At 70.4% G+C, this 25,135-nt stretch carries 21 protein-coding genes and 2 pseudogenes; 11 read left to right on the top strand and 12 right to left on the bottom strand.

All coding sequences use genetic code 11. The annotated features are described in order from the left end of the window. Window positions 1–144: 144 nt before the first annotated feature. From ACIDOCELLA78_RS000000106900 to ACIDOCELLA78_RS000000106885, 4 genes are all read right to left on the bottom strand, one after another. Window positions 145–870: an MIP/aquaporin family protein gene (locus ACIDOCELLA78_RS000000106900; protein ID WP_201728959.1), complete on the bottom strand. Its 726-nt coding sequence runs from the start codon at window positions 868–870 to the stop codon at window positions 145–147. A 34-nt stretch (window positions 871–904) separates the two neighbouring features. Then, the gene (glpK, locus tag ACIDOCELLA78_RS000000106895; protein ID WP_214006284.1) at window positions 905–2,404 is read right to left on the bottom strand and encodes a glycerol kinase GlpK; all 1,500 of its coding nucleotides are present in this window, start codon (window positions 2,402–2,404) and stop codon (window positions 905–907) included. Window positions 2,405–2,536: 132 nt separating this feature from the next. Then, complete coding sequence (gene glpD / locus ACIDOCELLA78_RS000000106890) at window positions 2,537–4,075, bottom strand: glycerol-3-phosphate dehydrogenase (protein ID WP_201728958.1); 1,539 nt, start codon at window positions 4,073–4,075, stop codon at window positions 2,537–2,539. Window positions 4,076–4,204: 129 nt separating this feature from the next. After that, entirely contained in the window at window positions 4,205–5,014 is an 810-nt protein-coding gene (locus ACIDOCELLA78_RS000000106885) for a DeoR/GlpR family DNA-binding transcription regulator (RefSeq protein ID WP_201728957.1), read from the bottom strand. A 245-nt stretch (window positions 5,015–5,259) separates the two neighbouring features. Between ACIDOCELLA78_RS000000106885 and ACIDOCELLA78_RS000000106880 the strand changes: the two genes are divergently transcribed. Together ACIDOCELLA78_RS000000106880 and yghU are read left to right on the top strand one after the other, a co-directional pair. After that, complete coding sequence (locus ACIDOCELLA78_RS000000106880; RefSeq protein WP_201728956.1) at window positions 5,260–6,810, top strand: globin-coupled sensor protein; 1,551 nt, start codon at window positions 5,260–5,262, stop codon at window positions 6,808–6,810. A gap of 153 nt (window positions 6,811–6,963) precedes the next feature. Beyond that, on the top strand, window positions 6,964–7,839 hold the full coding sequence (gene yghU, locus ACIDOCELLA78_RS000000106875; protein ID WP_201728963.1) for a glutathione-dependent disulfide-bond oxidoreductase: 876 nt from the start codon (window positions 6,964–6,966) through the stop codon (window positions 7,837–7,839). Window positions 7,840–7,924: 85 nt separating this feature from the next. Here yghU and ACIDOCELLA78_RS000000106870 read toward each other — a convergent pair whose 3' ends face one another. From ACIDOCELLA78_RS000000106870 to ACIDOCELLA78_RS000000106850, 5 genes and pseudogenes are all read right to left on the bottom strand, one after another. Beyond that, window positions 7,925–10,243: a bifunctional diguanylate cyclase/phosphodiesterase gene (locus ACIDOCELLA78_RS000000106870; RefSeq protein ID WP_201728955.1), complete on the bottom strand. Its 2,319-nt coding sequence runs from the start codon at window positions 10,241–10,243 to the stop codon at window positions 7,925–7,927. Between the two features lie 241 nt (window positions 10,244–10,484). Next, a pseudogene (accC, locus tag ACIDOCELLA78_RS000000106865) lies at window positions 10,485–11,823 on the bottom strand (acetyl-CoA carboxylase biotin carboxylase subunit). Between the two features lie 13 nt (window positions 11,824–11,836). Further along, window positions 11,837–12,334, bottom strand: a complete 498-nt coding sequence (gene accB / locus ACIDOCELLA78_RS000000106860; RefSeq protein ID WP_201728954.1) for an acetyl-CoA carboxylase biotin carboxyl carrier protein — start codon at window positions 12,332–12,334, stop codon at window positions 11,837–11,839. Continuing rightward, the gene (aroQ, locus tag ACIDOCELLA78_RS000000106855) at window positions 12,331–12,780 is read right to left on the bottom strand and encodes a type II 3-dehydroquinate dehydratase (protein WP_201728953.1); all 450 of its coding nucleotides are present in this window, start codon (window positions 12,778–12,780) and stop codon (window positions 12,331–12,333) included. The genes accB and aroQ overlap by 4 nt, the downstream gene beginning before the upstream one ends. Window positions 12,781–12,792: 12 nt before the next feature. After that, window positions 12,793–13,770: a lysine-2,3-aminomutase-like protein gene (locus ACIDOCELLA78_RS000000106850; RefSeq protein WP_201728952.1), complete on the bottom strand. Its 978-nt coding sequence runs from the start codon at window positions 13,768–13,770 to the stop codon at window positions 12,793–12,795. A 23-nt stretch (window positions 13,771–13,793) separates the two neighbouring features. Between ACIDOCELLA78_RS000000106850 and epmA the strand changes: the two genes are divergently transcribed. The 3 genes and pseudogenes from epmA (at window position 13,794) to ACIDOCELLA78_RS000000106835 (ending at window position 16,618) form a co-directional block, all read left to right on the top strand. Then, window positions 13,794–14,783, top strand: coding sequence for an EF-P lysine aminoacylase EpmA (gene epmA / locus ACIDOCELLA78_RS000000106845; protein ID WP_201728951.1), 990 nt, complete (start codon window positions 13,794–13,796; stop codon window positions 14,781–14,783). 76 nt (window positions 14,784–14,859) lie between these two features. After that, complete coding sequence (locus ACIDOCELLA78_RS000000106840; RefSeq protein WP_249676009.1) at window positions 14,860–15,180, top strand: hypothetical protein; 321 nt, start codon at window positions 14,860–14,862, stop codon at window positions 15,178–15,180. Window positions 15,181–15,344: 164 nt separating this feature from the next. Beyond that, window positions 15,345–16,618 (top strand): annotated as a pseudogene (locus ACIDOCELLA78_RS000000106835) (glycerate kinase). Here the strand turns inward: ACIDOCELLA78_RS000000106835 and ACIDOCELLA78_RS000000106830 are convergent. Then, window positions 16,587–17,126, bottom strand: coding sequence for a DUF4232 domain-containing protein (locus tag ACIDOCELLA78_RS000000106830; RefSeq protein ID WP_201728950.1), 540 nt, complete (start codon window positions 17,124–17,126; stop codon window positions 16,587–16,589). The pseudogene ACIDOCELLA78_RS000000106835 and the gene ACIDOCELLA78_RS000000106830 sit on opposite strands and share 32 nt — an antisense overlap. Then, window positions 17,123–17,353, bottom strand: a complete 231-nt coding sequence (locus ACIDOCELLA78_RS000000106825; RefSeq protein ID WP_201728949.1) for a tautomerase family protein — start codon at window positions 17,351–17,353, stop codon at window positions 17,123–17,125. Before ACIDOCELLA78_RS000000106825 ends, ACIDOCELLA78_RS000000106830 begins: the two co-directional genes overlap by 4 nt. 143 nt (window positions 17,354–17,496) lie before the next feature. Here ACIDOCELLA78_RS000000106825 and ACIDOCELLA78_RS000000106820 point away from each other — a divergent pair, with 143 nt between their 5' ends. From ACIDOCELLA78_RS000000106820 to ACIDOCELLA78_RS000000106805, 4 genes are read left to right on the top strand one after another with little or no spacing between them, the layout of a single operon-like run. Continuing rightward, window positions 17,497–18,402, top strand: a complete 906-nt coding sequence (locus ACIDOCELLA78_RS000000106820) for a metal ABC transporter solute-binding protein, Zn/Mn family (RefSeq protein ID WP_201728948.1) — start codon at window positions 17,497–17,499, stop codon at window positions 18,400–18,402. Beyond that, window positions 18,399–19,244: a metal ABC transporter ATP-binding protein gene (locus tag ACIDOCELLA78_RS000000106815; RefSeq protein WP_201728947.1), complete on the top strand. Its 846-nt coding sequence runs from the start codon at window positions 18,399–18,401 to the stop codon at window positions 19,242–19,244. Before ACIDOCELLA78_RS000000106820 ends, ACIDOCELLA78_RS000000106815 begins: the two co-directional genes overlap by 4 nt. 9 nt (window positions 19,245–19,253) lie before the next feature. Next, window positions 19,254–20,102 carry a metal ABC transporter permease gene (locus ACIDOCELLA78_RS000000106810; protein ID WP_201728946.1) on the top strand — a complete coding sequence of 283 codons (849 nt, stop codon included), beginning with the start codon at window positions 19,254–19,256 and terminating at the stop codon, window positions 20,100–20,102. Between the two features lies 1 nt (window position 20,103). Beyond that, entirely contained in the window at window positions 20,104–20,877 is a 774-nt protein-coding gene (locus ACIDOCELLA78_RS000000106805; protein ID WP_201728945.1) for a metal ABC transporter permease, read from the top strand. Here ACIDOCELLA78_RS000000106805 and rnd read toward each other — a convergent pair whose 3' ends face one another. Beyond that, window positions 20,878–22,056: a ribonuclease D gene (gene rnd / locus ACIDOCELLA78_RS000000106800; RefSeq protein WP_201728944.1), complete on the bottom strand. Its 1,179-nt coding sequence runs from the start codon at window positions 22,054–22,056 to the stop codon at window positions 20,878–20,880. It lies immediately after the preceding gene. A gap of 83 nt (window positions 22,057–22,139) precedes the next feature. Here rnd and aspS point away from each other — a divergent pair, with 83 nt between their 5' ends. Both aspS and ACIDOCELLA78_RS000000106790 read left to right on the top strand, forming a co-directional pair. Then, window positions 22,140–23,927, top strand: coding sequence for an aspartate--tRNA ligase (gene aspS / locus ACIDOCELLA78_RS000000106795; protein ID WP_201728943.1), 1,788 nt, complete (start codon window positions 22,140–22,142; stop codon window positions 23,925–23,927). 116 nt (window positions 23,928–24,043) lie between these two features. After that, window positions 24,044–25,033 carry an MDR family oxidoreductase gene (locus tag ACIDOCELLA78_RS000000106790; RefSeq protein ID WP_201728942.1) on the top strand — a complete coding sequence of 330 codons (990 nt, stop codon included), beginning with the start codon at window positions 24,044–24,046 and terminating at the stop codon, window positions 25,031–25,033. The last annotated feature ends 102 nt before the right edge of the window (window positions 25,034–25,135 follow it).

The following is a 25,135-nucleotide window of genomic DNA, read 5'->3' as shown; positions in this document are numbered from 1 at the left end:
GCCCGGCAATCCTCGTCCGGCCGCAAAAAAACGCCCGGACGAATGGTCCGGGCGGGAGGTGCCGCCGCCGGTGCGGCGAACAGGGGCTTTCGCTCTTGCGGCGCGGGCGCCGTCGGCTGCGCCCGCGCATCCGGCGGCAGTCGGTTACATATGGAAGGCGGCCATCGCGACGCCGGCGAGGGCGGCGCCGATCACCGGGCCGACCACCGGAATGGCGGCATAGCCCCAGTCCGACCCGCCTTTGCCCGGGATCGGCAGCAGCGCGTGGGCGATGCGCGGCCCGAGATCGCGCGCCGGGTTGATCGCGTAGCCGGTGGTCCCGCCCAGCGACAGGCCGATGCCCCAGACCAGGGCCGCCACCAGATAGGGGCCCATGCCGTCGGAAATGCCGTGCGGTGCGGCGGCCTTGGAGAAGATCGCGCCGATGATGAAGGTGAGCGCGAAGGTGCCGATGATTTCGCTGATCAGGTTGGTCATGGTGTTGCGGATCGCCGGCGCGGTGCAGAACACGGCGAGTTTCAGCCCCTGATCGGGGGTTTCCTTCCAGTGCGGCAGGTATTGCAGGAAGACGAGAACGCCGCCGGCGAAGGCGCCGAGGAAGTCGCCGGCGATGGCTTGTGGAATGCCGGTCCAGTTGCCGTGATCGACGGCGATGCCGATCGCGAAGGCGGGGTTGATATAGGCCGCGGGACTGCCGCAGGCCTTGGCGACGAACACGCCCGCGAGCACCGCGAAGGCCCAGCCGGTGGTGATCACCATCCAGCCGGAATTCTGCGCCTTGGAATGGTTGAGCAGGACACCCGCCACCACACCGTCGCCGAACAGGATCAGCGTCGCGGTGCCGAGGAATTCACCCGTGAAAATGGACATTTCTGTTTCTCTTGTGGTTCGATTGGCTGTGTGATCAGTCAACCCAGGCGAAGGAGCGCTGGACCGCCTTCTTCCAGGAGCGATAGTATTTGTCGCGGGTTTCGGCGGCCATCGCCGGTTCCCAGGTCTTGTCCACGCCCCAGTTGGCGCGCAGGTCTTCGAGGTTGGCCCAGTAGCCGACCGCGAGACCGGCGGCGTAGGCGGCACCCAACGCCGTGGTTTCGGTCATTTTCGGGCGGACCACCGGGGCGTTCAGGATGTCGGCCTGGAACTGCATCAGCAATTCGTTGGCGACCATGCCGCCATCGGTCTTCAGCGTCGCCAGCCGGATGCCGGAATCCTCCTGCATCGCCTCGACCACGTCGCGCACCTGATAGGCGGTGGATTCGAGGGCGGCGCGGGCCAGATGGGCGCGGGTGGCGTAGCGCGTCAGCCCGGCGATGACGCCGCGGGCGTCGTCTTTCCAGTAGGGCGCGTAGAGGCCGGAGAAGGCGGGGACGATATAGACATCGCCATTGTCCTCGACGCTGCGGGCGAGCGGCTCGATCTGCGGGGCGACGTCGAACAGTTTCAGGTTGTCGCGCAGCCACTGCACCAGCGCGCCGGTAATCGCGATGGCCCCTTCCAGCGCGTAGCGCGGCGTCTCGTCGCCGAACTGGTAGGCGAGCGTGGTCAGCAGCCCGGCCTTGGACTGCACCGGTTCGGTGCCGGTGTTCATCAGCAGGAACGAGCCGGTGCCATAGGTGTTCTTGGCCTCGCCGGGGGCGAAGCAGGTCTGCCCGACCAGGGCGGCCTGCTGGTCGCCCAGCATGCCGGCGAGTTTGGTGCCTTGCAGCGGAGCGGTGCGGATTTCGCCATAGACGGCGGAGGAGGGCACGATGTTCGGCAGGCAGGCGCGGGGGATGCCGAAGGCGTTCAGCATGTCATCGTCCCAGGCGCAGGTCGCGAGGTCGATCAGCATGGTGCGGCTGGCGTTGGTGACGTCGGTGACGTGATGCCCGCCATTCGCCCCGCCGGTGAGATTCCAGGTGAGCCAGGAATCGACGGTGCCGAACAGCGCGTCGCCGGCCTCGGCCTTGGCTTTCGCGCCTTCGACGTTGTCGAGAATCCAGCGCAGTTTCAGCCCGGCGAAATAGGTGGCCAGCGGCAGGCCGGTTTTCGCGCGGAAGCGGTCCTGCCCGCCATCGCGGGTGAAGTGCTGCACCAGCTGGTCGGTGCGGGTGTCCATCCAGACCAGCGCGTTGCAGAGCGGCTGGCCGGTCTTGCGGTCCCACACCACCGTGGTCTCGCGCTGGTTGGTGATGCCGACGGCGGCGAGGTCGGCGGCGGTGAGGTTGGCGCGGGCGAGGGCGGCGCCGATGACCTCGTTGGTGTTGGACAGGATTTCCATGGGATCGTGCTCGACCCAGCCCGGCTTCGGATAGATCTGCCGGTGTTCCTTCTGGGCGACGGAGACGATGTTCCCTCCCTTGTCGAACACGATGAAGCGCGAGCTTGTCGTGCCCTGGTCTATGGCTCCTACATAACGCGACATTATTGTTCCTCCCTGTGGCTGTTGATGAACCAGACTAACCTCCGGATAGAGGATGCGACGGTTCCGGCCCGCGAAGTGCGGGCTGCGGGTGCGCGCGGCCCCGTTTCCGGTCAGATGGGGTGACGGCGCGCGTCATCCGTGCGCGTCCGCCGTGGCGAGTGACTGCATGAAGCGCTCGATCGCCGCGATCTCCTCGTGGGAGAGATGCAGGCCGAGCTTGCTGCGGTGCCAGACGACGTCGTCCGCGGTGCGGGCGAATTCGTGGTCGTGCAGGTAGCGCAGCTCGGCTTCGGTGAGGTCGGCGCCGAAGCCGCGGCCGAGATCCTCCATCCGCGCCGCGGCGCCGAGCAGGGCGCGGGCGCGGGTGCCGTAGGCGCGGACCAGCCGGGCGGCGAGGCGCGCGGCGAGGAAGGGATAGTCGCGCCGCAGGGACGCGACCTCGGCGGCGTAGCCCTCGGGCGGGAAATCGCCGCCGGGCAGGGCGGCCTGGCCGGTCCAGCCCTTCGCCGCGCCGCGTGCTGCGGGCAAATGCGGGGCGAGACGGTCGAGCACCGATTCGGCGAGGCGGCGATAGGTGGTGATCTTGCCGCCGAAGACCGAGAGCAGGGCCGGGCCATCGGACGGGGCGTCCATTTCCAGCACGTAGTCGCGCGTGGCGGCCTGGGCTTTCGAGGCGCCGTCGTCATAGAGCGGGCGGACGCCGGAATAGGCCCAGACGACATCCGCCGGGGTGATCGGCTTCGCGAAATAGGCGCTGGCGGAGTCGCAGAGATAGGCGATTTCCTCCGCCGAGGCGCGCACCGCCGCGGGGTCGCCGTGATAGTCGCGGTCGGTGGTGCCGATCAGGGTGAAGTCGCGCTCATAGGGGATGACGAAGAAGATCCGCCCGTCCTCGTTCTGGAAGATGTAGCAATGCTCGCCCTCGTAGAGCCGCCGGACGACGATGTGGCTGCCCTGCACGGCGCGGACCGCGGCGGGGCTGTTGGCGCGCAGCACCTGTTGCAGCACCTCGGCCACCCAGGGGCCGGCGGCGTTGACCAGGGCGCGGGCGCGGACCTTGCGGGTTTCGCCGCGCTCGTCGGTGAGGGTGAGGGTCCAGAGACCGTCCTCGCGCGCGCCGCTGACGCAGCGGGTGCGCGGGGCGATTTCGGCGCCGCGATCCGCCGCGTCGCGCGCATTGAGCACGACGAGGCGGGAATCTTCGACCCAGCAATCGGAATATTCGTATCCACGGACAAAACGAACATCGAGCGGCTGGCCCGCCGGATCGCGCCGCAGCCGCAGGGTGCGGGTGGGCGGCAGTTTTTTCCGGCCGCCGAGATGATCGTAGATGAACAGGCCGAGGCGCAGCATCCAGGCCGGGCGGAGGCCCTTGTGATGCGGCAGCACGAAGCGCAGCGGCCAGATGATGTGCGGCGCGATGCCCCAGAGCACCTCGCGCTCCATCAGCGCTTCGCGCACCAGGCGGAACTCGTAGTATTCGAGATAGCGCAGGCCGCCGTGGATCAGCTTGGTGGAAGCCGCCGAGGTGGCGCCGCCGAGATCGCCGGCCTCGCAGAGAAAGACCGACCAGCCTCGCCCCGCCGCGTCACGGGCGATGCCGCATCCGTTGATGCCGCCGCCGATGATCGCGATATCGTGGATCTCTGAAGTGTCCGGTGCGGACGCCATCAGCCAAACCTCCCGCGTTTGCGTTTCGTCGCTGCTCGCTTGTTGAAGCGAACATTAATACGAACAAAAATCGGGGGTCAATACTCAAAACGAATAGAAAAGCGAAAATGAAAGCGAAATCGGGCGGGATCAGTCGGCGACGTCGCTCTCTTCCTCGCCGGCGGTTTCCACCACCTCGGTGCCGAGGCGCTCGCACAGCTCGCGGCTTTCGGGCGTGCGCAGCCGGTCGGTCACGAGGATGTCGACATCCTTCAGATGGGCGATGCGGACCGGGGCGGAGCGGTTGAACTTGCTGCTGTCGGCGACCAGCATCACCCGCCGGGCGCATTCGATGATGGCGCGGGAGACCTGGACCTCGCGGCTGTCGAAATCGAGGAGCGTGCCGTCGCGGTCGATCGCGGAGGTGCCGATCACGGCGAAATCGGCGCGGAACTGGCGGATCTGCTCGACCGTGGTGGCGCCGACGATGCCGCCATCGGCGCGGCGCATGGTGCCGCCGGCCATGATCAGCTCGACGCCGGGCGAGCGGTAGAGCTCGGCGGCGACGTGCAGGTTGTTGGTGATGACCAGCAGGCCGCTGTGCTGGGCGAGGGCGCGGGCGACCTCTTCGGTGGTGGTGCCGATATTGATCAGCAGGGAGGAATTGTCGGGGATCAGGCGGGCCGCCGCCTCGCCGATCAGCTGCTTGACCGGCTGGGCGACCAGCTTGCGCGCGTCATAGGCGAGATTGGCGACGCTGGAGGCGATCATCGCGCCGCCGTGCACGCGGGTGAGGCGATGGACCTCGCACAATTCGTTGAGATCGCGCCGGATCGTTTGCGGGGTGACGCCGAAGCGCGTCGCCAGATCCTCGACCGAGACGCGCCCGGCCTCCTGCAGGAGGCTCATGATCTCGGCCTGCCGGCGGTTCGCCGTGCGCGGCGAGGATGATCCATCCATCAGCCCCGCCCTCCGCGCGCCTGCCACACCGCCCGCGTGTTCGTGGTTCGTGCCATGCCCTGCTCCAGCCTCCATCCGTATCGCCGTCTCTGGATAGCAAGTTCGCGGCACTTCGTCTCTGCCATCCCGCAAGGTGGGATGGGCAGGCTGCGCGATCATGGCGTTCGTTCCGCTGTGTTAGCGCGAATTTAATAGTTATATGATAATTCTTGAATTTGTGTAATAAGTTTGAGGACGAGCCGGTCATGACCAGCAACAGCCGCCAGGCTATCGCGCAGAGACTGGAATTCATCGGGCTCGATGAGCGGGTCAGGGAGCGTCTGCGGACGCTGAAGCCGGTTCTGGCGGGGGCGGTTTCCGGCGCGCTCGCCGATTTCTACGAGCGGCTGGCGCGGAGTCCGGAGGCGAGCGCGTTCTTTTCCGGCCAAGCCTCGATCGATACCGCGCAGACCCGGCAGAACGGCCACTGGACCCGCATCGCCGACGCGTTGTTCGATGACGACTATGTGGATGCGGTGACGCGGGTGGGCGAGGTGCATGCCCGGATCGGGCTTGAGCCGCGCTGGTATATCGCGGGGTATGCGCTGATCCTCGAACGTATCGTCGCCGGTGTGCTGGAGGCGCGGACGGCGAAGCCGGCCGGGCTGTTCGGCCGCCGCACCGCGCGGGCCGCCGACCCGGCGGCGGATCTCGGCGCGCTGATCAAGGCCACTTTCCTCGACATGGACCTCGCCATCGCGGTCTATCTCGATGCGCTCGACACGCGGCGCCGGGCGGTGGAGGAAAAGGCCGCCGCGACCAGCGAGGCGGTGATGGGCGCGCTGGGCAGCGCGCTCGCCGCGCTCGCCGCCGGCGACCTCTCCTATCGCATGACCGAGACGCTGCCGGACCAGTATGCGCGCCTGGCCGACGATTTCAACGACGCGCTGGCCAGGCTCGACGAAAGCTTCGGCGGGGTGAAGCGCAGCACCGGCGAGATCAATGGCGGGGTGGACGAGATTGCCCGCGCCGCCGAGGATCTCGCCCGCCGCACCGAGCAGCAGGCGGCGACGCTCGAACAGACCACCGCCGCGCTCAACGAGATCACCAACGGCGTGAAGCAGACGGCGGAAAACGCCGCCCGCGCGAACGAGGCCGCGCAATCGGCGAATGGCGCGGCCGACAAGTCCCGCGTGATCGTGGGCGATGCCGTCGCGGCGATGCGGCAGATCGAGGCGTCATCCCGCGAGATCGACCAGATCATCGGGCTGATCGACGAGGTGGCGTTCCAGACCAACCTGCTGGCGCTGAATGCGGGGGTCGAGGCGGCGCGCGCCGGCGATGCCGGGCGCGGCTTCGCCGTCGTCGCGTCCGAGGTGCGCGCGCTCGCCCATCGCTCGGCGGACGCGGCGAAATCGATCAAGCAGCTCATCGCCCGGTCGTCCAAGCAGGTGGGCGAGGGGGTTCGCCTCGTCGGCGAGACCGGGACGGCGCTGGAGATGATCACCGAAAACGTGATCGCGCTCGACCGGCTCATCACCGAAATCTCCGACTCCGCGGCGCGCCAGGCGCGCAGCCTGTCGGAGGTGAATGCCGCCGCCGGGCAGATGAACCAGGCGGTGCAGCAGAATGCCGCGATGGTGGAGCAGACGGCGGCCGCCACCGTGTCGCTCAAGGATGAAACCGCCCGGCTCGCCGGCCGCGCGGCGGGATTCCACACAAGGGAGGATGGCTTCGCGATGCCGGCGGCGGTGGAAGCGCCGGTGGCGCCGGCCGCCCGAAAGCCCCGGGCGCGGCGGCTTCCCATCCCCGCCTGAAAATTTCATATCAATCGCTCCATAATCGGGCCGCCGAAGCGATCGGGGCCTGAAAAACCGCGCGCCGCGCCCTATGTTCCGCCGGTGCGCCTTCGATGCGGGGTGCGGCCTCGCCGCGGCGCCGGGTCCTGAAACAGTGGAGAGATGAACACGATGACGAGCGACTCCGGCTACACGCCCCCGAAAATCTGGACGTGGGAACAGCCCAGCGGCGGTCATTTCGCCAGTATCAACCGCCCGATCGCCGGCCCCACCCATGAGAAGGAGCTGCCGGTCGGCCGTCATCCGCTCCAGCTGTATTCGCTGGCGACGCCCAACGGGGTGAAAGTCACCGTCATGCTGGAAGAGCTGCTCGCGCGCGGCCATGCGGGCGCCGAATACGACGCCTGGCTGATCCGCATCAACGAGGGTCACCAGTTCGGCAGCGGCTTCGTCGCCGCCAACCCCAATTCGAAGATCCCCGCCCTGGTCGACCGCAGCGGCGCGGAGCCGCGCCGGGTGTTCGAATCCGGCTCGATCCTTGTGTATCTCGCGGAAAAATTCGGCGAATTCCTGCCCCTCGATACCGATGCGCGGGCGGAGTGCTTCTCGTGGCTGTTCTGGCAGATGGGCAGCGCGCCGTATCTCGGCGGCGGGTTCGGCCATTTCTACACCTATGCGCCGGAGAAGTTCGAATATCCGATCAACCGCTTCGCGATGGAAACCAAGCGGCAGCTCGATGTGCTCGACCGCAGGCTGGCCGAGAGCGAGTATCTCGGCGGCAAGGAGTACACGATCGCCGATATCGCGGTGTTTCCGTGGTATGGCGGGCTGGTGAAGGGCTGGCTCTACAACGCCGCCGAGTTCCTCCAGGTGCATGAATACCGCAACGTGCTGCGCTGGGCCGACCAGATCTGGGAGCGCCCTGCCGTTCGCCGCGGGCGCATGGTCAACCGCGTGTTCGGCGAGCCGAGCGAACAGCTGCACGAGCGCCACGACGCCAGCGATTTCGACACGAAGACGCAGGACAAGCTGGTCCCGCAGGGCTGACTCCGCCGGCGCGCGCTTGCCGCCCGGATTGCCACCCGGACTTCAGGGTGGTGGTTCGGGTGGCGGTGCGCGCCGCCTCTGCCGCTCAGGCGGCGCCGGAGGCGGGGCGGACGATGTGCGGGCGCAGCCAGGCGTGCAGCGCCTCGCCATCCATCGGCATTGAAAACAGCGCGCCCTGGCCCTCATCGAAGCCCAGTTCGACCAGCCGGGCGCGGTCGGCCTCGGTTTCCAGACCCTCGGCGGTGAGGGTGAGGTCGACATCGTGCGCCATGCGCCCGACATGCAGCAGGATGCTGCGGCGGCGGGCATCGTCGAGCGCGTCGCGGATCAGCGCGCGGTCGATCTTCAGACGGTCGAAGCGGAAGTAATAGAGCGTCGCGATCGAGGAATAGCCGGCGCCGAAATCGTCGAGCGCGAGGCGGCAGCCCAGCGCCCGGATGGCGTCCAGAATGTCGCGGGTGGCCGGCGAGACATCGAGGATCGCGGTTTCGGTCAGTTCGAACTCGATGCGCCCGCGGGCGAGCGCGTGACGCGCCAGGGCATTGCCGATCCGTTCGAGCAGCAGCGGGTCGTGCAGCTGGACCGGGGAGAGGTTGATCGCGACGGTGACCTGCTCGGGCAGGGTGGCGGCGAAGGCGCAGGCGGCGTCGATCACATAGGCGCCGATGCGGATGATGGTGCCGTTGTGCTCGGAGGCGGGGATGAACTGGTCCGGCGGCAGGATGCCGAATTGCGGGTGTCGCCAGCGGACCAGCGCCTCGACGGTGGTGACCGCGCCGCTTTCGAGCCGGATGATGGGCTGGAACTGGAGGAAGAAGCTCTGCCGCTCGAACTCGTTGACCAGCGAGGCATCGAGCTGGCGCAGGCGGGTGGTCTGCCGGTCGTTCTCGGGGTCGAACATGCGGACGGCGCCGCGGCCGCTCGCCTTGGCGCGGTAGAGGGCGAGATCCGCCGCGTGGAGAACGTCCTCGGGCTGGATTCCGGCGCGCGTGATCATCGCGATGCCGGCGCAGCAGCCGATCGCCACCGTGATGTCGGCGAGGCGGAACGGATCGGCCAGGCGGTCGATGATGCGCCGCGTCACCGCCTCGACATCGGCGGTGGTGGCGTCGGGCAGCAGGATGGCGAATTCGTCGCCGCCGAGGCGGAAGCAGCGGTCGTGGCTGCGGACGCAGGCGAGCAGCCGGCCGGCGGCGGCCTGGAGCAGCTCGTCGCCCGCCTTGTGGCCGAAGCGGTCGTTCACCGACTTGAAATGGTCGAGATCGAGGCAGATCAGCCCGGTGCCGACGCCGACCGGGTTGGCGCAGGCCGCGTGCAGCCCCTCGTCGAACCCTATGCGGTTGCCGAGGCCGGTCAGGCTGTCGTGCCGGGCGATATGGGCGATGCGCCGTTCGGCGTTGCGGTGGGCGGTGACATCGGAGCCGACGCCGCGATAGCCGACGAACCCGCCCTCGCGGTCGAAAACCGGCTTGCCGGCGAAGGACCAGCAGCGCTCCTCGCCGGCGAAGAACAGCGGCGCGCTCTTTTCGTTGAAGGTTTCGCGCCGGCCGATGCGGTAGAGGAGGTTGCCGATCGCCGGGGCGCAGGTCTGCTCGGGGTCGGTCCGGCCATGCTCGACGAGAAAGCGCACCAGCGACTGGCCGGCGAGCGCCTCCGGCGTGGTGCGCGCGGCCTCGGCGAAGCGCAAGGAGGGGCGGAGCAGGGTGAGCGCCGCGTCGGTCTCCCAGAGGAAATCGCTCGCCCCTTCCTCGAAATCGCGCAGCAGGAGGTTGATCACCTCGCTCTGGCGTTCCGCTTCCAGCCGGCGGAATTCGCGCTCCATCGTGTTGGCGTTGACATAGAGGATGGTGGTGAAGGTCAGCAGGGCGTAGCTGCCGAGGCCGACAAGGGCGGTCGCGGAGGGATGCGCCGTGCTCGTGATCAGCGCGATGGCGGCACCGGCGGTGACCGGCGCCCAGTAGAGCAGGGCGTAGAGCGCCGGGCCGGAAAAGGCGGCGGTGGAGATGAGGCCGACCATGATGGCGTAGACGAGGCTCTCCTGCGGCCCGCTGGCATGGCGCAGCCCGCCGATTTCGATACAGGCCCAGAACACGCCGATCAGCAGCGCGAGGCCGCAGAACAGCACCTTGAACACGGAGGGCTGCGGCTCGGCGGCGCGGCGCGACCAGAGGGCGGCGACCGTGATGAGCAGGATGTAGCAGGTGGCGAGGCCGCCGAGCCCGGCGGCGATGAGCGGGGCGCGCGTCAGCTGGTCGCGGAATTCATGGCCGAGGATCGCGGCCACGGTGCCGCCGGTGATGACCATGCGCGGCACCAGCGCCGCCCGCGTGTCAAGCAGGGAAATCTCGATCTGCCGCCTGGTCTGGGACGGGAGGTCGCGCAGCGTGTGGCGCGGGGCTTTCATGGCCCCGGCAAGCCTGGCTCAAATGTGGACAAATCAAATGCGAGTTTCATTTCTCTGACATTCGTAACGATTATGAATTAAAATTATGAATTTGAGATTAAGGCAGATGGGCGCGATTGCAAATTGCGATCATCAGTTATGTGCGCGTCGGGCGCGCGGAAGGCCTGTATTGTAACGTAACGCAACAGTTTCATCGCCGCGGGCGCGCACCGGCCCGGCGGCGATGACCGCGGGGGCCGCGTCAGCCGCGGGCGACGAAGTTTTCGAGCCAGTGGATCGTGTAGTCGCCGGCGCAAAAGCCGGGATCGTCGAGAATGCGCAGGTGCAGCGGAATCGTGGTGCGGATGCCGGACAGGGCGAATTCGCCGAGCGCGCGGCGCATCCGGGCGATCGCCTCGGCGCGGTCGCGGCCATGGACGATCAGCTTGGCGACCAGGCTGTCATAATGCGGGGGGATGCGGTAGCCGGCGTAGAGCGCCGAATCGAGCCGCACGCCGAGCCCGCCGGGGCGTGGAACACCTCGACCTTGCCCGGCGAGGGGGTGAAGGTTTCGGGTCTTCGGCGGTGATGCGGCACTCGATGGCGTGGCCGTTGAAGCGGATATCGGCTTGGCCGTAGCCGAGCCGCTCGCCGGCGGCGATGCGGATCTGCTCGCGCACGAGATCGACGCCGGTGACCATTTCGGTGACCGGATGCTCGACCTGCAGGCGGGTGTTCATCTCGATGAAGGCGAACTGGCCGTCCTGGTAGAGGAATTCGAGCGTGCCGGCGTTGCGGTAGCCGAACCTGGCCAGCGCCGCGGTGGCGATCTCGCCCAGGCGGTCGCGCTCCTCGCGGGTGATGCCGGGCGAGCCGGCCTCTTCGAGCAGTTTCTGGTGGCGGCGCTGGAGCGAGCAGTCGCGCTCGCCGAAATGCACCACGCTGCCGTGATTGTCGCCCATCACCTGAAGCTCGACATGGCGCGGCCGGTCGAGATATTTCTCGATATAGACGGCGTTGTTGCCGAAGGCGGCGCCGGCCTCGGCGCGGGCGGTGCGGAAGGCTTCCTCGACCTCGTCGAGCGTGCGGGCGACCTTCATGCCGCGCCCGCCGCCGCCGGCCGCGGCCTTGATCAGCACCGGACAGCCTATTTCGGCGGCGACGCGCTTCGCCGCCTCGACATCCGGCACCTCGCCGTCCGAGCCGGGGACGAGCGGCACGCCGAGATCGGCCATCGTCGTCTTGGCGGTGATCTTGTCGCCCATCATGCGGATATGGGTGGGCGAGGGGCCGATGAAGGCGAGGCCGTGGGCTTCCACCATCTCGGCGAAATCGGCGTTTTCCGAGAGGAAGCCGTAGCCGGGATGCACCGCCTCGGCGCCGGTGATCAGCGCGGCACTGATCAGGGCGGGCATGTTGAGATAGGAGTCGCGCGCCGGGGCGGGGCCGATGCAGACACTTTCATCGGCCAGGCGCACATGCATCGCATCGGCATCGGCGGTGGAATGCACCGCGACGGTGGCGATGCCCATCTCGCGACAGGCGCGCTGGACCCGGAGCGCGATTTCGCCGCGATTGGCGATCAGGATTTTCGAGAACACGGACGCGCGCCGCCTATTCGACGATGACCAGCGGCTCGTCGTATTCGACCGGCTGGCCGGAGGCGACGAGGATGGATTTCACGGTGCCGGCGCGCGGCGCCTTGATCTGGTTGAAGGTCTTCATCGCCTCGATCAGCAGCAGCGTCTGCCCGGCCTCGACCGTGGCGCCGACGCTGATGAACGGCGCGGCCCCCGGCTCGGCCGAGAGATAGGCGACGCCGACCATCGGCGATTTCACCGTGCCGGGATGGTTGGCGGCGGCGGGGGCGGCTTCCGGCGCCGCGGCGGCGGGTGCCGGTGCGCCCGGCGCCATACCCGGCGCCATTCCTTGCGGCATCGCGTAGGGCGGGGCCGGATAGGCCGGGGCGGCGACGAACTGCGCCGCCTGCGCGCTGGCGCGGGCGAGGCGCAGCCGGCGGTCGCCTTCCTCAAGCTCGATCTCGGCGAGGTCGCCATCCTTGAGAAGGGCGGCGAGGGCGCGCAGCACCTCGGGGTCGAAGGAGAGACTCATGCTTCCTGCTCCACAATCTCGGCGATCGCCTGAAGCGCCAGCCGGTAGCCGGTGAACCCAAGGCCGCAGATCACGCCGCGCGCGGCCTGCGACACGTAGGAGTGATGGCGGAACGCCTCGCGCTGGTGGATGTTGGACAGATGCACCTCGATGACCGGAAGGTCGACCGCGTGCAGCGCGTCCATCAGCGCGATCGAGGTGTGCGAGTAGCCCGCCGGATTGATGACGATGCCGGCGGCGCGGCCGCGGCATTCCTGCACCCAGGTGATCAGCTCGCCCTCGCCGTTGGTCTGGCGGAAATCGATGGCGAGGCCCAGCTCCTCGGCCGCCTCGGCGCAGAGCGCCTCGAGATCGTCGAGGGTCTGGATGCCGTAGATTTCGGGCTCGCGCAGACCCAGCATGTTGAGGTTCGGACCGTTCAGCACGGCGATCAGCGGTACAGGCATGATGCGCGCCTATCACAGCCCGGCGGAAAGGGAAACCGGCGAGGGTTCGAGCGTGGTTTTCCCGGTGGGCGCATCGAGGATGTAGGTCGGCAGCGCGTGGCCGGAAATCGTGCCGCGCAGGGCGGCGATCAGCGCCCGCCCGGCGGCGATCGGCACATGGAAGCGGGCGGTGCCGGGGGCGGGGTCGAGCTGGTGCAGGTAATAGGGTTTCACGCCGCAGCCGAGCATGGTCTCGAACAGGGCGCGCAGCGCCTCCGCCGTGTCGTTGACGCCGCGCAGCAGCACCGACTGGCCGAGCAGCGGGATGCCGGCGCGGCGCAGCGCCGCCAGCGCGGCCCGGGCCTCGGCGCCGAATTCGCGCGCGTGGTTGGCGTGCAGCACGAGGAAGAGCGGCGGGTCGAGATCGAGGGCGGCGAGCAGGGCGGGCGTGATCCGCGCCGGGTCGGCGACCGGCACGCGGGTGTGCAGCCGCAGCCGGCTGATATGCGGGATCGCGCGCAGCCGGGCGAAGATCGCGCCAAGGCGGCGGGGCGAGAGGATGAGCGGATCGCCGCCGGTCAGGATCACCTCGCGCACGGCGTCGTGACCCTCCAGCCAGGCGAACGCCGCCTCAAGCTCGGCTTCGGAGAGCACGCCGCCTTCCGGGCCGACATGCTCGCGGCGGAAGCAGAAGCGGCAATAGACCGGGCAGGCGAGGGTGGGCTTGAGCAGCGCGCGATCGGGGTAGCGGTGGACGATGCCGGGCACCGGGGAGAGCGCGTCGTCGCCGATCGGGTCGGCGCGCTCGTGCGGGGCGGTTTCAAGCTCGGCGGGGTCGGGGATGAACTGAAGGCCGATCGGGTCGGAGGGATCGCCGATCAGGGCGGCGAGCGGGGCGGGGATCGCGGTGGCGTAGCGCGCGGCGACGGCCTCCAGCGCGGCCCGGGCGGCGGGCGGGGCGAGCCCGGCCTCGATCAGCTGGTTTGCGGTGCGGAGCGTGGGAGTGGCCATGCGGCGGTGCTATCCTGCGGCGCATGGCCAGACAAGCATTCGATCCCGACCGCCTCGCCGCCCGGCTGCCCTTCCTGCGGCGGCGCGGGCTGCTCGCGCAGGCGACGCGCGCCTTCTTCGCCGCGCGCGGCTACACGGAAGTGGAGACGCCGTATCTGGTGCCGGCGCCGGGCGAGGAGGTGCATCTCGCCGCCCTTTCGACCACGGTGCACGCGCCGGATGGCGCGGCGGCGCGGCAATGGCTGCATACCAGCCCCGAATTCGCGATGAAGAAGCTGCTCGCCGGCGATGCCGGGCCGATCTTCCAGCTCGCCCGGGTCTGGCGCGACCATGAGGGGTCGGACACGCATGCGCCGGAATTCACCATGCTGGAATGGTATCGCCCCGGCGCCGGATTGTCGTCCCTGATCGAGGAGACGGTGCAATTCCTCCGCGCGGTGCTGCCGCCGGTGGTGACGTGCCGGGGGGTGACGACGGAGCTTGCCAGGATCGAGGTGCTGAGCGTCGCCGAGGCGTTCGACCGGCATTGCGGCGTGGATGTGCTGGCGAGTGTGGGCGATGCTCATCGCCTCGCCGCCGATGCCGGGGTGGCGCGGCGCGACGGCGAGGACTGGGAGGACCTGTTCTTCCGCCTCATGCTCGGGCGGATCGAGCCGCATCTCGGGCGGACGCACCCCACCGTCCTGACCGGCTGGCCGGCGCCGCTGGCAGCCCTCGCGCGGCGGCGGGCGGATGACCCGCGCGTCGCCGAGCGGTTCGAGCTTTACGTGTGCGGGATGGAGCTTGCCAACGCCTTCGCCGAGCTGACCGACCCGGCCGAGCAGCGGGCGCGGTTCGAGGCCGACCGGGCGCGGCGGCACGCGCTTTACGGCCGCGAGGACTGGCCGCTCGATGAAGATTTCATGGCGGCGGTGGGGCGGATGCCGGAGTGCGCGGGGATTGCCCTGGGGTTCGACCGGCTGGCGATGATCGCCGCCGGGGCGCCGCGCATCACCGATGTGTTATGGCTCTGATATAAGCGGGAAACGCACCCACTGTAGATATTGCACATCATCAACGGGCCGAGGCCCGGAAACCAAGGAGCGTAGGATGCGAAGGACGCTTGTTCTGGCCGCGCCGGTCGCGGCATTGATGCTCGCGGGTTGCGCGGTGGGGCCAAGCCTCGCCGAGCGGATGTCGGGCTATGTCGGACGGCCCGAATCGGCGCTGGTGGCAGCACTCGGCGTGCCGGACCGCAGGATCACGGTCGATGGCACGACCTATTTCGCCTATGTCGAGCGGTCATATGGCTACCAGCCGGGGGTCGGCGCGCCCTATCCGGGGTTCTATGGCCCGTATTACGGCCCTATTACGGACCGGTCTTCCCGCCCGAGACGTATGCGCGGCACTGCACCGTCACCTTCGCGCTGAAGGGCGGGATGGTGAAGACCTTCGCCCTGCGCGGCAACGATTGCTGAATGTTTTCCCCGGCGCGGCGCTGCCGGCCGCGCTGGACCGGGGCGGTCCGCGGGGTTAGAGCGTCACTCGATCGGACGGAGCGGGTCCGCGGCCGGAACGACAAGGGGGAAGGTGGCATGCGTGAGGGCGATCTCGACCTGTTGCGGCGGATGTTCGCGGCCGCGGTGGATGCGGCTTCGCCCTCGCGCCGCGTGGCGCCGCATCTGCCGCCGCGCCGAAGGGGCGGACCGTGGTGATCGGCGCCGGCAAGGCGGCGGCGGCGATGGCCGAGGCGGTCGAGGCGCACTGGCCGGCGGCGGCGCCGATGTCCGGCCTCGTGGTGACCCGCTACGGGCACGGGTCCGAAAAACCGCTCCGGCGGATCGAGGTGGTCGAGGCGTCGCATCCGGTGCCGGATGAAGCCGGGCAGGCGGCGGCGGCGCGCATCCTCGGGATGGTGCGGGGGCTTTCCGCCGACGATCTCGTTCTCGTGCTGATGTCCGGCGGCGCCTCGGCGCTGCTCGCGCTGCCGGCGCCGGGGATTTCGCTGGCCGACAAGCAGGCGGTGAACCGCGCCCTGCTGAAGAGCGGCGCCAACATCCAGGCGATGAACTGCGTGCGCAAGCATCTCTCGGCGATCAAGGGCGGGCGGCTGGCCGCGGCGGCGGCGCCGGCGGCGATCGTGACATTGATGATTTCCGACGTGCCGGGCGACGATCCCTCGGTGATCGGCTCGGGGCCGACGGTGCCGGACGCCACCACGCTGGAGGATGCGCGGGAGATTCTGCGCCGCGCCGGGATCGCGGTGCCCGCGCCGGTCGCCGCCTGGCTGGCGCGGCCGGAGGCGGAGACGCCGAAGCCCGGCGATGCGGCCTTCGCCCGCGCCCGCGAGGTGATGATCGCGACGCCCTTCGCCTCGCTGGAGGCGGCGGCGTCGGTCGCGCGGGCGGAAGGGGTGACGCCGCTGATCCTCGGCGATGCGATCGAGGGCGAGGCGCGCGAGGTGGCGGCGGTGATGGCGGGCATGGCGCGGAGCTGTGCCGCGCATGGCGCGCCGCTCGCCCCGCCCTGCGCGCTGATTTCGGGCGGGGAGACGACGGTGACGGTGCGCGGCGGCGGGCGCGGCGGGCGGAACCTCGAATTTCTCGCCGGGCTCGCGGTCGCGCTCGGCGGCGCGCCGGGCATTCACGCCATCGCCGGGGATACCGACGGGATCGACGGCACCGAGGACAATGCGGGTGCGGTGCTGGCGCCGGACACGCTGGCCCGCGCCCGGGCGCTGGGCATCGACCCCGCAGCGCGGCTCGCCGACAATGACGGGTATGGCCTGTTCGCCGCGCTCGGCGATCTCGTGGTGACCGGGCCGACCCGCACCAATGTCAACGATTTCCGGGCGATCCTGATCCGCTGATCCTGTTGTCTCCGGCGCGGGCGAGCGGGGGCTGGGAGATGCCCGCCGCCTTGCCTTCGGGGCCGCAGATCGTCGCGGCGAGGGGGATTGTGGCCGCGCCGCCCGGCCAGGCGATGCGCAGGGCGGCGACCTTCATGCAGGCGTTGCGGGTGTAGACCGGGCCGTCCACCCAGCGCAGCGCGGTCGTCGCCACCGCCCCGGCGGCGAGGCGGACCGGCAGCACGACCGGGCCGGGATGCATCCCGAACGGTGGGCGGCGGGTGATCGGCAGGCGGCGATGCGCGGCATCGAGGAATACCAACGTCGGCAAGCCGGGCAGGGTGCAGGGCGCCGGGCCGCGATTGCGCAGCGCGAGACGCGTGCCGGAATGCGACATGCCAACGAACGCGCCGCCTTCGGAATCGGCGCGTGCCACGATCCGCGTGCCGGCGCAGGCCGTCACCGCCGCTGGCCGGGCGCAGCCCGCCACCAGCAGGGGCAGGGCGAAGCCGGCCGCCGCCGCCCTCACTTCGGCTCGTAGCCGGGCTTCTTGTAGAGCGTGTCGGGCTTCGCGCGGATGTCGGGCTCGAAGACCGTCTCGGTCCAGTGTTCGGGATCGACATCCTCGATGCTGACCGACACGGCCGCCTCGCTGCTGCCGGCCGAGGCCATGATGGCCTGGGTGACGGCCTCGGCGATCTGCTGCTTCTGCGCCGGGCTGCGGCCGGCATAGAGCTTGACGATGACATGGGGCATGGCGCGGGCTCCTGTTCTGGCGTGGGGCGAGACTACACCGGCGCGGGCGGCGCGGGCAGGGGTGGCGGAGCGGCGGAGGGTGCTGGACCGATGGAATGATATAACATATCATTTTATCGAAGGGCGCAGGAGGGCCGGACGGCATGGCGACACGGCGGGGGGTTCTGGCCGGGCTGGTGGCGGCGCCGTGGATCGCGCGCGCCGCCGGGCGGATTCCGGCGGTCGGCGTCGAGAGCCAGTATGCCGACGTGATCGCGGCGGTCGGCGGCGAGCGGGTCGAGGTTGCCGCGATCGAGACCAATCCCAACGCCGATCCGCACGGGTTCGAGGCGAGCCCGGCGGTGGCGCGGCGGCTCGCCACGGCGCGGCTCGTGGTGCTCAACGGGCTTGGCTACGATTCCTGGGCGCGGCGGATCATCGGCGCCACGGCGGGCAGCGCGCCGGGGCGGCATGTGATTTCGGCGCAGGCGGTGCTCGGCCTGTCGGATGCGACGCGCAACCCGCATGTCTGGTACGATCCGGCGGCGATGCCGGCGGTGGCCGCGGCGGTGGCGGCGGCGCTGGCGGCGATCGACCCGGCGGGGGCGGCGACCTATCGGCGCAACCTCGCCGCGTTCGCGGCCGCGCTGGACCCGTGGCGGGCGGCGATCGGCGCGTTCCGGGCGCAGCATGCCGGCATCCGCGCGGCGGTGACCGAGCCGGTGGGCAACGATCTGTTCCAGGCCATGGGCATCGAGATCGCCACGCCCTGGAGCTTGCAGGCGGCGGTGATGAACGGCACCGATCCCGCGCCGCAGGACATCGCCACGCAGGAACGGCTGCTGCGGCGGCGGGAGGTGGCGTTTCTCGGCTACAACCGGCAGGTGATCGACCCGCTGACGCGCGCGATGCTCGACGCCGCGCGGGCGGCGCGTGTGCCGGTGGTGGCGCTATATGAAACCATGCCCGCCGGGTTCCATTTCGGCTCCTGGATGCTGGCCGAGACCGCGGCGGTGACGCGGGCGGTGGCGCATGGCGCCTCCACCGTCGCGCTCGCGAGGGCGGGATGAGCGGCGCGGCCCTCGCGCTGGAGGGGGTGGCGGTCGGCCATGCCGGGCGGGCGGTGCTGTCGGGCGTGGGGTTCAGCCTCGCGCCGGGGAGTTTCGCCGGGCTGATCGGGCCGAACGGCTCGGGCAAGACGACGCTGCTGCGCTCGATTCTCGGCCTCGTCCCGCTGCTGGGCGGGCGGGTCGCGATCGGCGGGCGCGGGCAGGTGGGCTATGTGCCGCAGAGCATCGCGCTCGACCGGTTCATGCCCATCCGCGCGCGCGACGTGATCGCGCTCGGGCTCGATGGGCATCGGCCCGGCATTCCGCTGCCCTCGCGACGCCGCCGCGCCCAGGTCGACGAGATGATCGACGCGGTGGGCGCCGCCGGCTTCGCCGACCGCAGGGTGGGCGATCTGTCGGGCGGGCAGCAGCAGCGGGTGATGATCGCCCACGCGCTGATCCGCCGCCCCGACGTGCTGCTGCTCGACGAGCCGCTGGCCAGCCTCGACCTGCGCAGCGTCGCCGAGGTGGTTGCACTGCTCGCCGGCCTCGCCCGCGAGGCGAAGGTGGCGGTGCTGATGTCGGCGCATGACATGAACCCGCTGCTGCCGGCGATGGACCGCATCGTCTATGTCGCCGAGGGCCGGGCGGTGGCCGGCACGGTGGCGGAGGTGGTGCGCGGCGCGGTGCTGAGCGCGCTGTATGGCGCGCATATCGACGTGCTGCGCGTGCATGGGCGGGTGCTGGTGGTCGCCGCCGGCGGCGCGCCGCACGGCCATGCCCATGATCACGCCCATGATCACGCCCATGATCATTCCCATGACCATGACGAGGATGCGATGCATGTCGTCCGCATTCCGTAGGGGCGGGCGATGAGCGCCGGGTGGTTCGCGCTCGGGCCGGTCGGCGTGGCGCTGGCGGTGAGTTTCGCCGCCGCCGTGGTCGCCGCGGTGGTCGGCGTGTTCACCGTGCTGCGCGGCCAGGCCTTCGCCGGGCACGCGCTGGGCGACATTTCCGGCGCGGGCGGGGCGGCGGCGCTGCTGTTCGGCATCCGTCCGCTCGCCGGTTTCGTGGCGATGGCGCTGGGCGGGGCGGCGGCGATGGCGCTGGCCGGCGGGCGGCGGATCGCCGAGCGGGACCTCGCCAGCGGCGTGGTGCTGGGCGCGGGGCTCGGGCTGGCGGCGCTGTTTTTGTATCTCGACGCGACGATGAGCGGCGCCGGCGGTGCGGCGAGCACGGTGATGTTCGGCTCGATGTTCGCGATTCCGCCGGGCATGGTGCTGCCAGCCGCGCTGTGCGCGGTGGCGGCGCTGGCGGCGATGGCGGCGCTGGCGCGGCCGCTGGCGCTGATCGCGGTCGACCCCGATCTGGCGGCGAGCCGGGGGGTGAGGGTGCGGCTTGTCGGCTTCGCGCATCTCGCGGTGCTGGCGCTGGCGGTGGGGCTGGCGGCGATGAGCGTGGGGGCGGTGCTGGCCACCGCGCTGCTGATCGGCCCGGCCGCCGCCGGGTTGCGGGCGGCCCGCACGCTGCCGGGGGCGGTGGCGCTGGCGGCGGCGATCGGCGTCGGCGCGAGCTGGGGCGGCATCGGCCTTGCGTACGAGAGCTATGGCTGGAGCCTCGGCTGGGGCGGGCGGCATGGCTGGCCGGTGAGTTTTTTCGTGGTGGCGCTGGTGGTCGCCGCCCATGCCGGCGCCGGGCTCGCCGCACGGATGCGGCGCTGAGATGTTTGCCGCCTTCATGCTCGATACCTGGGCGGCGGGGCTCATCGTCGCCATCACCGCGGGGGTGGTGGGCTGGTTCGTGGTGCTGCGCGGCGCCTCCTTCGCCGCCCATGCGCTGCCGCTCGGCACGTTTCCGGGGGCGGCGGCGGCGGTTCTGCTCGGCATCGCGCCCTCCGCCGGGGTGGCGGGGTTCGGGCTCGCCGGCGTGGTCGCGATCTGGGCGCTCGGGCGGCGCGGCCGGCCCGAGGTGGCGACGGCGCTGACCCTGGTGATGCTGCTCGCCACCGGCGCGCTGCTGCTCTCCTGGACCGACCGCTACGCCGCGCAGGTCTACGCGCTGCTGTTCGGCCAGGTGCTCGGCGTTTCGCGCGCGTCGCTCGGCGGGATGGCGCTGGCCGGGGCGGGTGCGGTGGCGCTGGCGCTGGCCGGCTTCCGCCCGCTGCTGCTCGGCGCGATCGCGCCGGATCTTGCAGCGACGCGCGGCGCGCGGCCGGCGGCGTGGGAGTTCGGCTTTCTCGCCGCCATCGCGCTGGCGGCAGCCGTCGCCGTGCCGGTGGTGGGCGCGCTGCTGACCTTCGCGCTGATGGTGGGCCCCGCCTCGTGCGGGCGGGCGGTTTCGGCGCGGCCGGCGGTGGCGCTTGCGGCTTCGGTGGCGATCGCGCTGGCGCTGATGGCCGGCTCGATCGCCTTGTCCTACCTCACCAACTGGCCGGTCGGCTGCTTCGCCGGGCTGGGCGGGGCGGGCTGCTACGCGCTGGGGCGGGCGCTGCTGTGATCAGGGCAGCTCGACGACCTCGACCCGCCGGCCGCGCGCGGCCAGCGCGATGCGCCCGCCCTTGAGGCGCAGCGCGTCGTTGCCGAACAGCTCGGCGCGCCAGCCGTGCAGGCAGGGCAGGTCCGGCGCGTCCTCGCTGGCGAGGCGGTCGATATCGTCGCCGGAGGCGATCAGCCGGGCGGCGACGTGGTGCGCCCCGGCCCGCTCGGCGAGCAGCACCTTGAGCAGGGCCACGAGGCCGGCGGGCGGGCGGGCGGTTTCGGCGGCGCGCGGCGCCTCCGGCAGATCGGCATCGGGGATCGCCTTCGTCGCCGCGATCACCTCGAGCAGCGCTCGGCCGGACTTGCCGCCGGCGAAGCCGCTGGAGATGCCGCGCACCCGGGTCAGCCCCTCGGCATCGGCCGGGGCGAGGGCGGCAAGCTCGGGGATCTGCTCGTCGCGCACGATGCGCTGGCGCGGCACGTTCACCCGCATCGCCTCGCGCTCGCGCCAGGCGGCGATCGCCTTGACCAGCGCCAGCTGCCGGCGGTTGCCGCCGCGCAGCTTGAGCCGGCGCCAGGCATCCGCGGGTTCGGTGCGATAGGTCGCGGGATCGGCCAGCACCGCGGCCTCCTCGGCCACCCAGTCGAGCCTTCCCTCGCGCGTCAGCCGGTCGCGCAGCGCTTCATAGACCGGGCGCAGCCAGGTGACGTCCGCCGCGGCATAGGCGATCTGCGCGCGGGAGAGCGGCCGGGCCGACCAGTCGGAGAAGCGGTGCGCCTTGTCGATCCGGCCGCCGGCGAGCGAGGAGACCAGCGTGTCGTACCCCACCTGGTCGCCGAAGCCGGCGACCATCGCCGCCACCTGGGTGTCGAACAGCGGGGCGGGGACGGCGCCGAATTTCAGCAGGAAAATCTCGATGTCCTGCCGGCAGGCGTGGAACACCTTGATCACGCCCGGATTGGCGAACAGCGCGCCGAGGGGGGCGAGGTCGAGCCCCTCGGCCTCGGCGTCGATCACCGCGACATCGTTCGCCCCGCCGAGCTGGACCACGCAAAGCTCGGGAAAATAGGTCTTTTCCCGCATGAACTCGGTATCGACGGTGACGAAGGGCTCGGACGCCAGCCGCGCGCAGAGGGCGGCGAGGGCCTCGGTGGTCTCGATCAGCACGGGTTCGGGAAAGCTCGGGGTCGGTTTCATGCGCGATCAACTGACACGCAACGTCTTGACAGGAAAGACCCGCGCCGCTCATTTGCCGCTGTTTTCTGTCAGGACTGGCCCCCATGCACGAATATCGCACCCATGATTGCGGCGCCCTGCGCGCCGCCGATGCCGGCATCACCGCGCGCCTTTCGGGCTGGGTGAACGTCAAGCGCGACCATGGCGGGCTGCTGTTCATCGACCTGCGCGACCATTACGGCATCACCCAATGCGTGTTTCCCGCCGGCTCGCCGGTGTTCGCCGCGGCCGAGGCGCTGCGGGTGGAGAGCGTGATCACCGTGACCGGACGGGTGGTGAAGCGCGACGCCGACACGGTGAACCCCCGCCTGCCGACCGGCGAGATCGAGCTGGTGGCCGAGACGGTCGAGGTGCAGTCCACCGCCGACGTGCTGCCGATCCAGGTTGCCGGCGAGGCGCAGTTCCCCGAGGAGCTGCGCCTGCGCTACCGCTTCCTCGACCTGCGCCGGGAGAAGCTGCACCGCAACATCATGCTGCGCGCCAACGTGATCGCCTGGCTGCGCCGCGAGATGACGGCGCGCGGCTTCACCGAGTTCACCACGCCGATCCTGACCGCCTCCAGCCCCGAGGGCGCGCGCGACTTCCTCGTGCCCTCGCGCGTGCATCCCGGCCAGTTCTACGCGCTGCCGCAGGCGCCGCAGCAGTTCAAGCAGCTGCTCATGGTCGCCGGCTTCGACCGCTATTTCCAGATCGCGCCGTGCTTCCGCGACGAGGCGAGCCGCGCCGACCGCGCGCCCGGCGAATTCTACCAGCTCGATTTCGAGATGAGCTTCGTGACGCAGGACGACGTGTTCGCCACCATCGAGCCGGTGCTCGGCGGGCTGTTCCGCGAATTCGGCGGCGGGCGCAGCGTGACGCAGTGGCCGTTCCCGCGCATTGCCTATGACGAGGCGCTGCTGAAATACGGCTCGGACAAGCCGGATCTGCGCAACCCGCTGCTGATCACCGACGTGACCGAGGCGTTCCGCGATTCGGGCTTCGGCCTGTTCGCGAAGATCGTGGCGGGCGGCGGCGTGGTCCGCGCCATTCCGGCGCCGGGCACGGGGGGCAATCCGCGCTCCTTCTTCGACAAGCTCAACGAATGGGCGCGGTCGGAAGGGGCGGGCGGGCTTGGCTACATCATCTTTGCTCCGGACGGGGCCAAGGGGCCGATCGCGAAGAACCTGGAGCCCGAACGCGCCGAGGCGATCCGGGAGGCCACGGGCGCCAGCGTTGGCGACGCCGTCTTCTTCGCCGCCGGCAAGGCGCTCGACGCCGCCAAGTTCGCCGGCACGGTGCGCACGAAGCTCGGCGCCGATCTCGGCCTGATCGACGGGGCAAAATTCGAGTTCTGCTGGATCGTCGATTTCCCGATGTACGAGCGCGACGAGGAGACCGGGCAGATCGTGTTCAGCCACAACCCGTTCTCGATGCCGCAGGGCGGGCTGGAGGCGCTGAACGGGCAGGACCCGCTGACGATCAAGGCGTTCCAGTACGACATCGTGTGCAACGGCGTCGAGCTGTCGTCGGGGGCGATCCGCAACCACCGGCCGGACATCATGCTGCGCGCCTTCGAGATCGCGGGCTATGGCGCCGAGGAGGTCGAGGCGCGGTTCGGCGGCATGCTCAACGCCTTCCGCTACGGCGCGCCGCCGCATGGCGGCTCGGCGCCGGGGGTGGACCGCATGGTGATGCTGCTGGCCGACGAGCCCAATCTGCGCGAGGTCATCGCCTTCCCGCTCAACCAGCAGGGCCAGGACCTGCTGATGGGCGCGCCGGCGCCGGTTCCCGCCGCGCGGCTCAAGGAACTCTCGCTCGCCATTTCGCTCCCGCCCGCGCCGAAGAAGGGCTGAGACGCCCGCCGGCCCAGTGCATCGCCAGCCCAGTGCATCGCCAGCCCTGTGCATCGGCCGCGCCGCCCGCTAAAGCGGGAGGACAGAACGCCGATCACAGGTGAGGAGGAGCCAACATGTCCGACGAATTCCGCGCCCTGGTCATCCGCAAGGACGAGTCCGGCCAGAGCTGCCGCGCCGAGACCCTGAGCGATGCCGAGCTGATGGAGGGCAGCGTCACCGTCGCGGTCAGCCATTCCACGGTGAACTACAAGGACGGGCTGGCCGTCACCGGCCGCGCGCCGATCGCCCGGCGGTTTCCGCTGATTCCGGGGATCGATTTCGCCGGCACCGTCACCGCCAGCGCCGATCCGCGCTTCCAGCCGGGGGATGAAGTGCTGCTCAACGGCTTCGGCGTCGGCGAGACGCATCATGGCGGCTATGCCCGGCGCGCCCGCGTTCCCGGCGACTGGCTGATCCATATCCCCGCCCCGCTCGACGCCGCCGAGACCATGGCCATCGGCACCGCCGGCTACACCGCGATGCTCGCCGTCATGGCGCTGGAGGCGCAGGGGATCAGCCGGGACAGCGGGGATATTCTCATCACCGGGGCTGCGGGCGGCGTGGGGTCGATCGCGATTTCGCTGCTCGCCCATGCCGGCTATCGCGTGCTCGCCTCCTCGCGCCGGGCCGAGGCGGAGGCGGAGTATCTGAAATCCCTGGGGGCGGCGGAGATCATCGACGCGGCGACGCTGTCGGCGCCCGGGCGGCCCTTCGGCAAGGAGCGCTGGGCGGGCGCGATCGATTCCGTCGGCAGCCACACGCTGGCGAACGTGCTGGCGCAGACGCGCTATGGCGGGGTGGTCGCGGCGTGCGGCCTGGCCCAGGGCAGCGACCTGCCGGCGACCGTGCTGCCGTTCATCCTGCGCGGCATCACCCTCGCCGGCATCGATTCGGTGATGGCGCCGCGGGCGAAGCGCGAGGCGGCCTGGGCGCGGCTGGCCGCCGAACTCGACCGCGCGACGCTGGCCCGGCTGACCACGAGGATCGGCTTCGAGGGGATTGAAGCGGCGGCGGCCGACATCGTCGCCGGCAAGGTGCGCGGGCGCATCGTCGTCGAGATCTGAGGCGCGGCCTAGGCCCGCTTCGGGTGCGTCCGCGGGCCTAGGTTCTGTACCTATTGCCATGACTACGGAGCGTCTGATTCAAGTCTGTTTGGAGGACTTGGA

It is taken from the genome of Acidocella sp. C78, assembly GCF_907164655.1.
This window is presented reverse-complemented; position numbering and strand designations above follow the sequence as displayed.

Coding starts and splice junctions, on each gene's coding strand:
- aspS (WP_201728943.1), top strand. CDS start 22,140: ATGCACGAATATCGCACCCATGATTGCGGCGCCCTGCGCGCCGCCGAT.
- epmA (WP_201728951.1), top strand. CDS start 13,794: ATGGCCAGACAAGCATTCGATCCCGACCGCCTCGCCGCCCGGCTGCCC.
- ACIDOCELLA78_RS000000106850 (WP_201728952.1), bottom strand. CDS start 13,770: ATGGCCACTCCCACGCTCCGCACCGCAAACCAGCTGATCGAGGCCGGG.
- glpK (WP_214006284.1), bottom strand. CDS start 2,404: ATGTCGCGTTATGTAGGAGCCATAGACCAGGGCACGACAAGCTCGCGC.
- ACIDOCELLA78_RS000000106870 (WP_201728955.1), bottom strand. CDS start 10,243: ATGAAAGCCCCGCGCCACACGCTGCGCGACCTCCCGTCCCAGACCAGG.
- aroQ (WP_201728953.1), bottom strand. CDS start 12,780: ATGCCTGTACCGCTGATCGCCGTGCTGAACGGTCCGAACCTCAACATG.
- ACIDOCELLA78_RS000000106805 (WP_201728945.1), top strand. CDS start 20,104: ATGTTTGCCGCCTTCATGCTCGATACCTGGGCGGCGGGGCTCATCGTC.
- ACIDOCELLA78_RS000000106815 (WP_201728947.1), top strand. CDS start 18,399: ATGAGCGGCGCGGCCCTCGCGCTGGAGGGGGTGGCGGTCGGCCATGCC.
- ACIDOCELLA78_RS000000106810 (WP_201728946.1), top strand. CDS start 19,254: ATGAGCGCCGGGTGGTTCGCGCTCGGGCCGGTCGGCGTGGCGCTGGCG.
- ACIDOCELLA78_RS000000106880 (WP_201728956.1), top strand. CDS start 5,260: ATGACCAGCAACAGCCGCCAGGCTATCGCGCAGAGACTGGAATTCATC.
- yghU (WP_201728963.1), top strand. CDS start 6,964: ATGACGAGCGACTCCGGCTACACGCCCCCGAAAATCTGGACGTGGGAA.
- ACIDOCELLA78_RS000000106790 (WP_201728942.1), top strand. CDS start 24,044: ATGTCCGACGAATTCCGCGCCCTGGTCATCCGCAAGGACGAGTCCGGC.
- ACIDOCELLA78_RS000000106900 (WP_201728959.1), bottom strand. CDS start 870: ATGTCCATTTTCACGGGTGAATTCCTCGGCACCGCGACGCTGATCCTG.
- ACIDOCELLA78_RS000000106840 (WP_249676009.1), top strand. CDS start 14,860: ATGCGAAGGACGCTTGTTCTGGCCGCGCCGGTCGCGGCATTGATGCTC.
- accB (WP_201728954.1), bottom strand. CDS start 12,334: ATGAGTCTCTCCTTCGACCCCGAGGTGCTGCGCGCCCTCGCCGCCCTT.
- ACIDOCELLA78_RS000000106885 (WP_201728957.1), bottom strand. CDS start 5,014: ATGGATGGATCATCCTCGCCGCGCACGGCGAACCGCCGGCAGGCCGAG.
- ACIDOCELLA78_RS000000106825 (WP_201728949.1), bottom strand. CDS start 17,353: ATGCCCCATGTCATCGTCAAGCTCTATGCCGGCCGCAGCCCGGCGCAG.
- glpD (WP_201728958.1), bottom strand. CDS start 4,075: ATGGCGTCCGCACCGGACACTTCAGAGATCCACGATATCGCGATCATC.
- rnd (WP_201728944.1), bottom strand. CDS start 22,056: ATGAAACCGACCCCGAGCTTTCCCGAACCCGTGCTGATCGAGACCACC.
- ACIDOCELLA78_RS000000106820 (WP_201728948.1), top strand. CDS start 17,497: ATGGCGACACGGCGGGGGGTTCTGGCCGGGCTGGTGGCGGCGCCGTGG.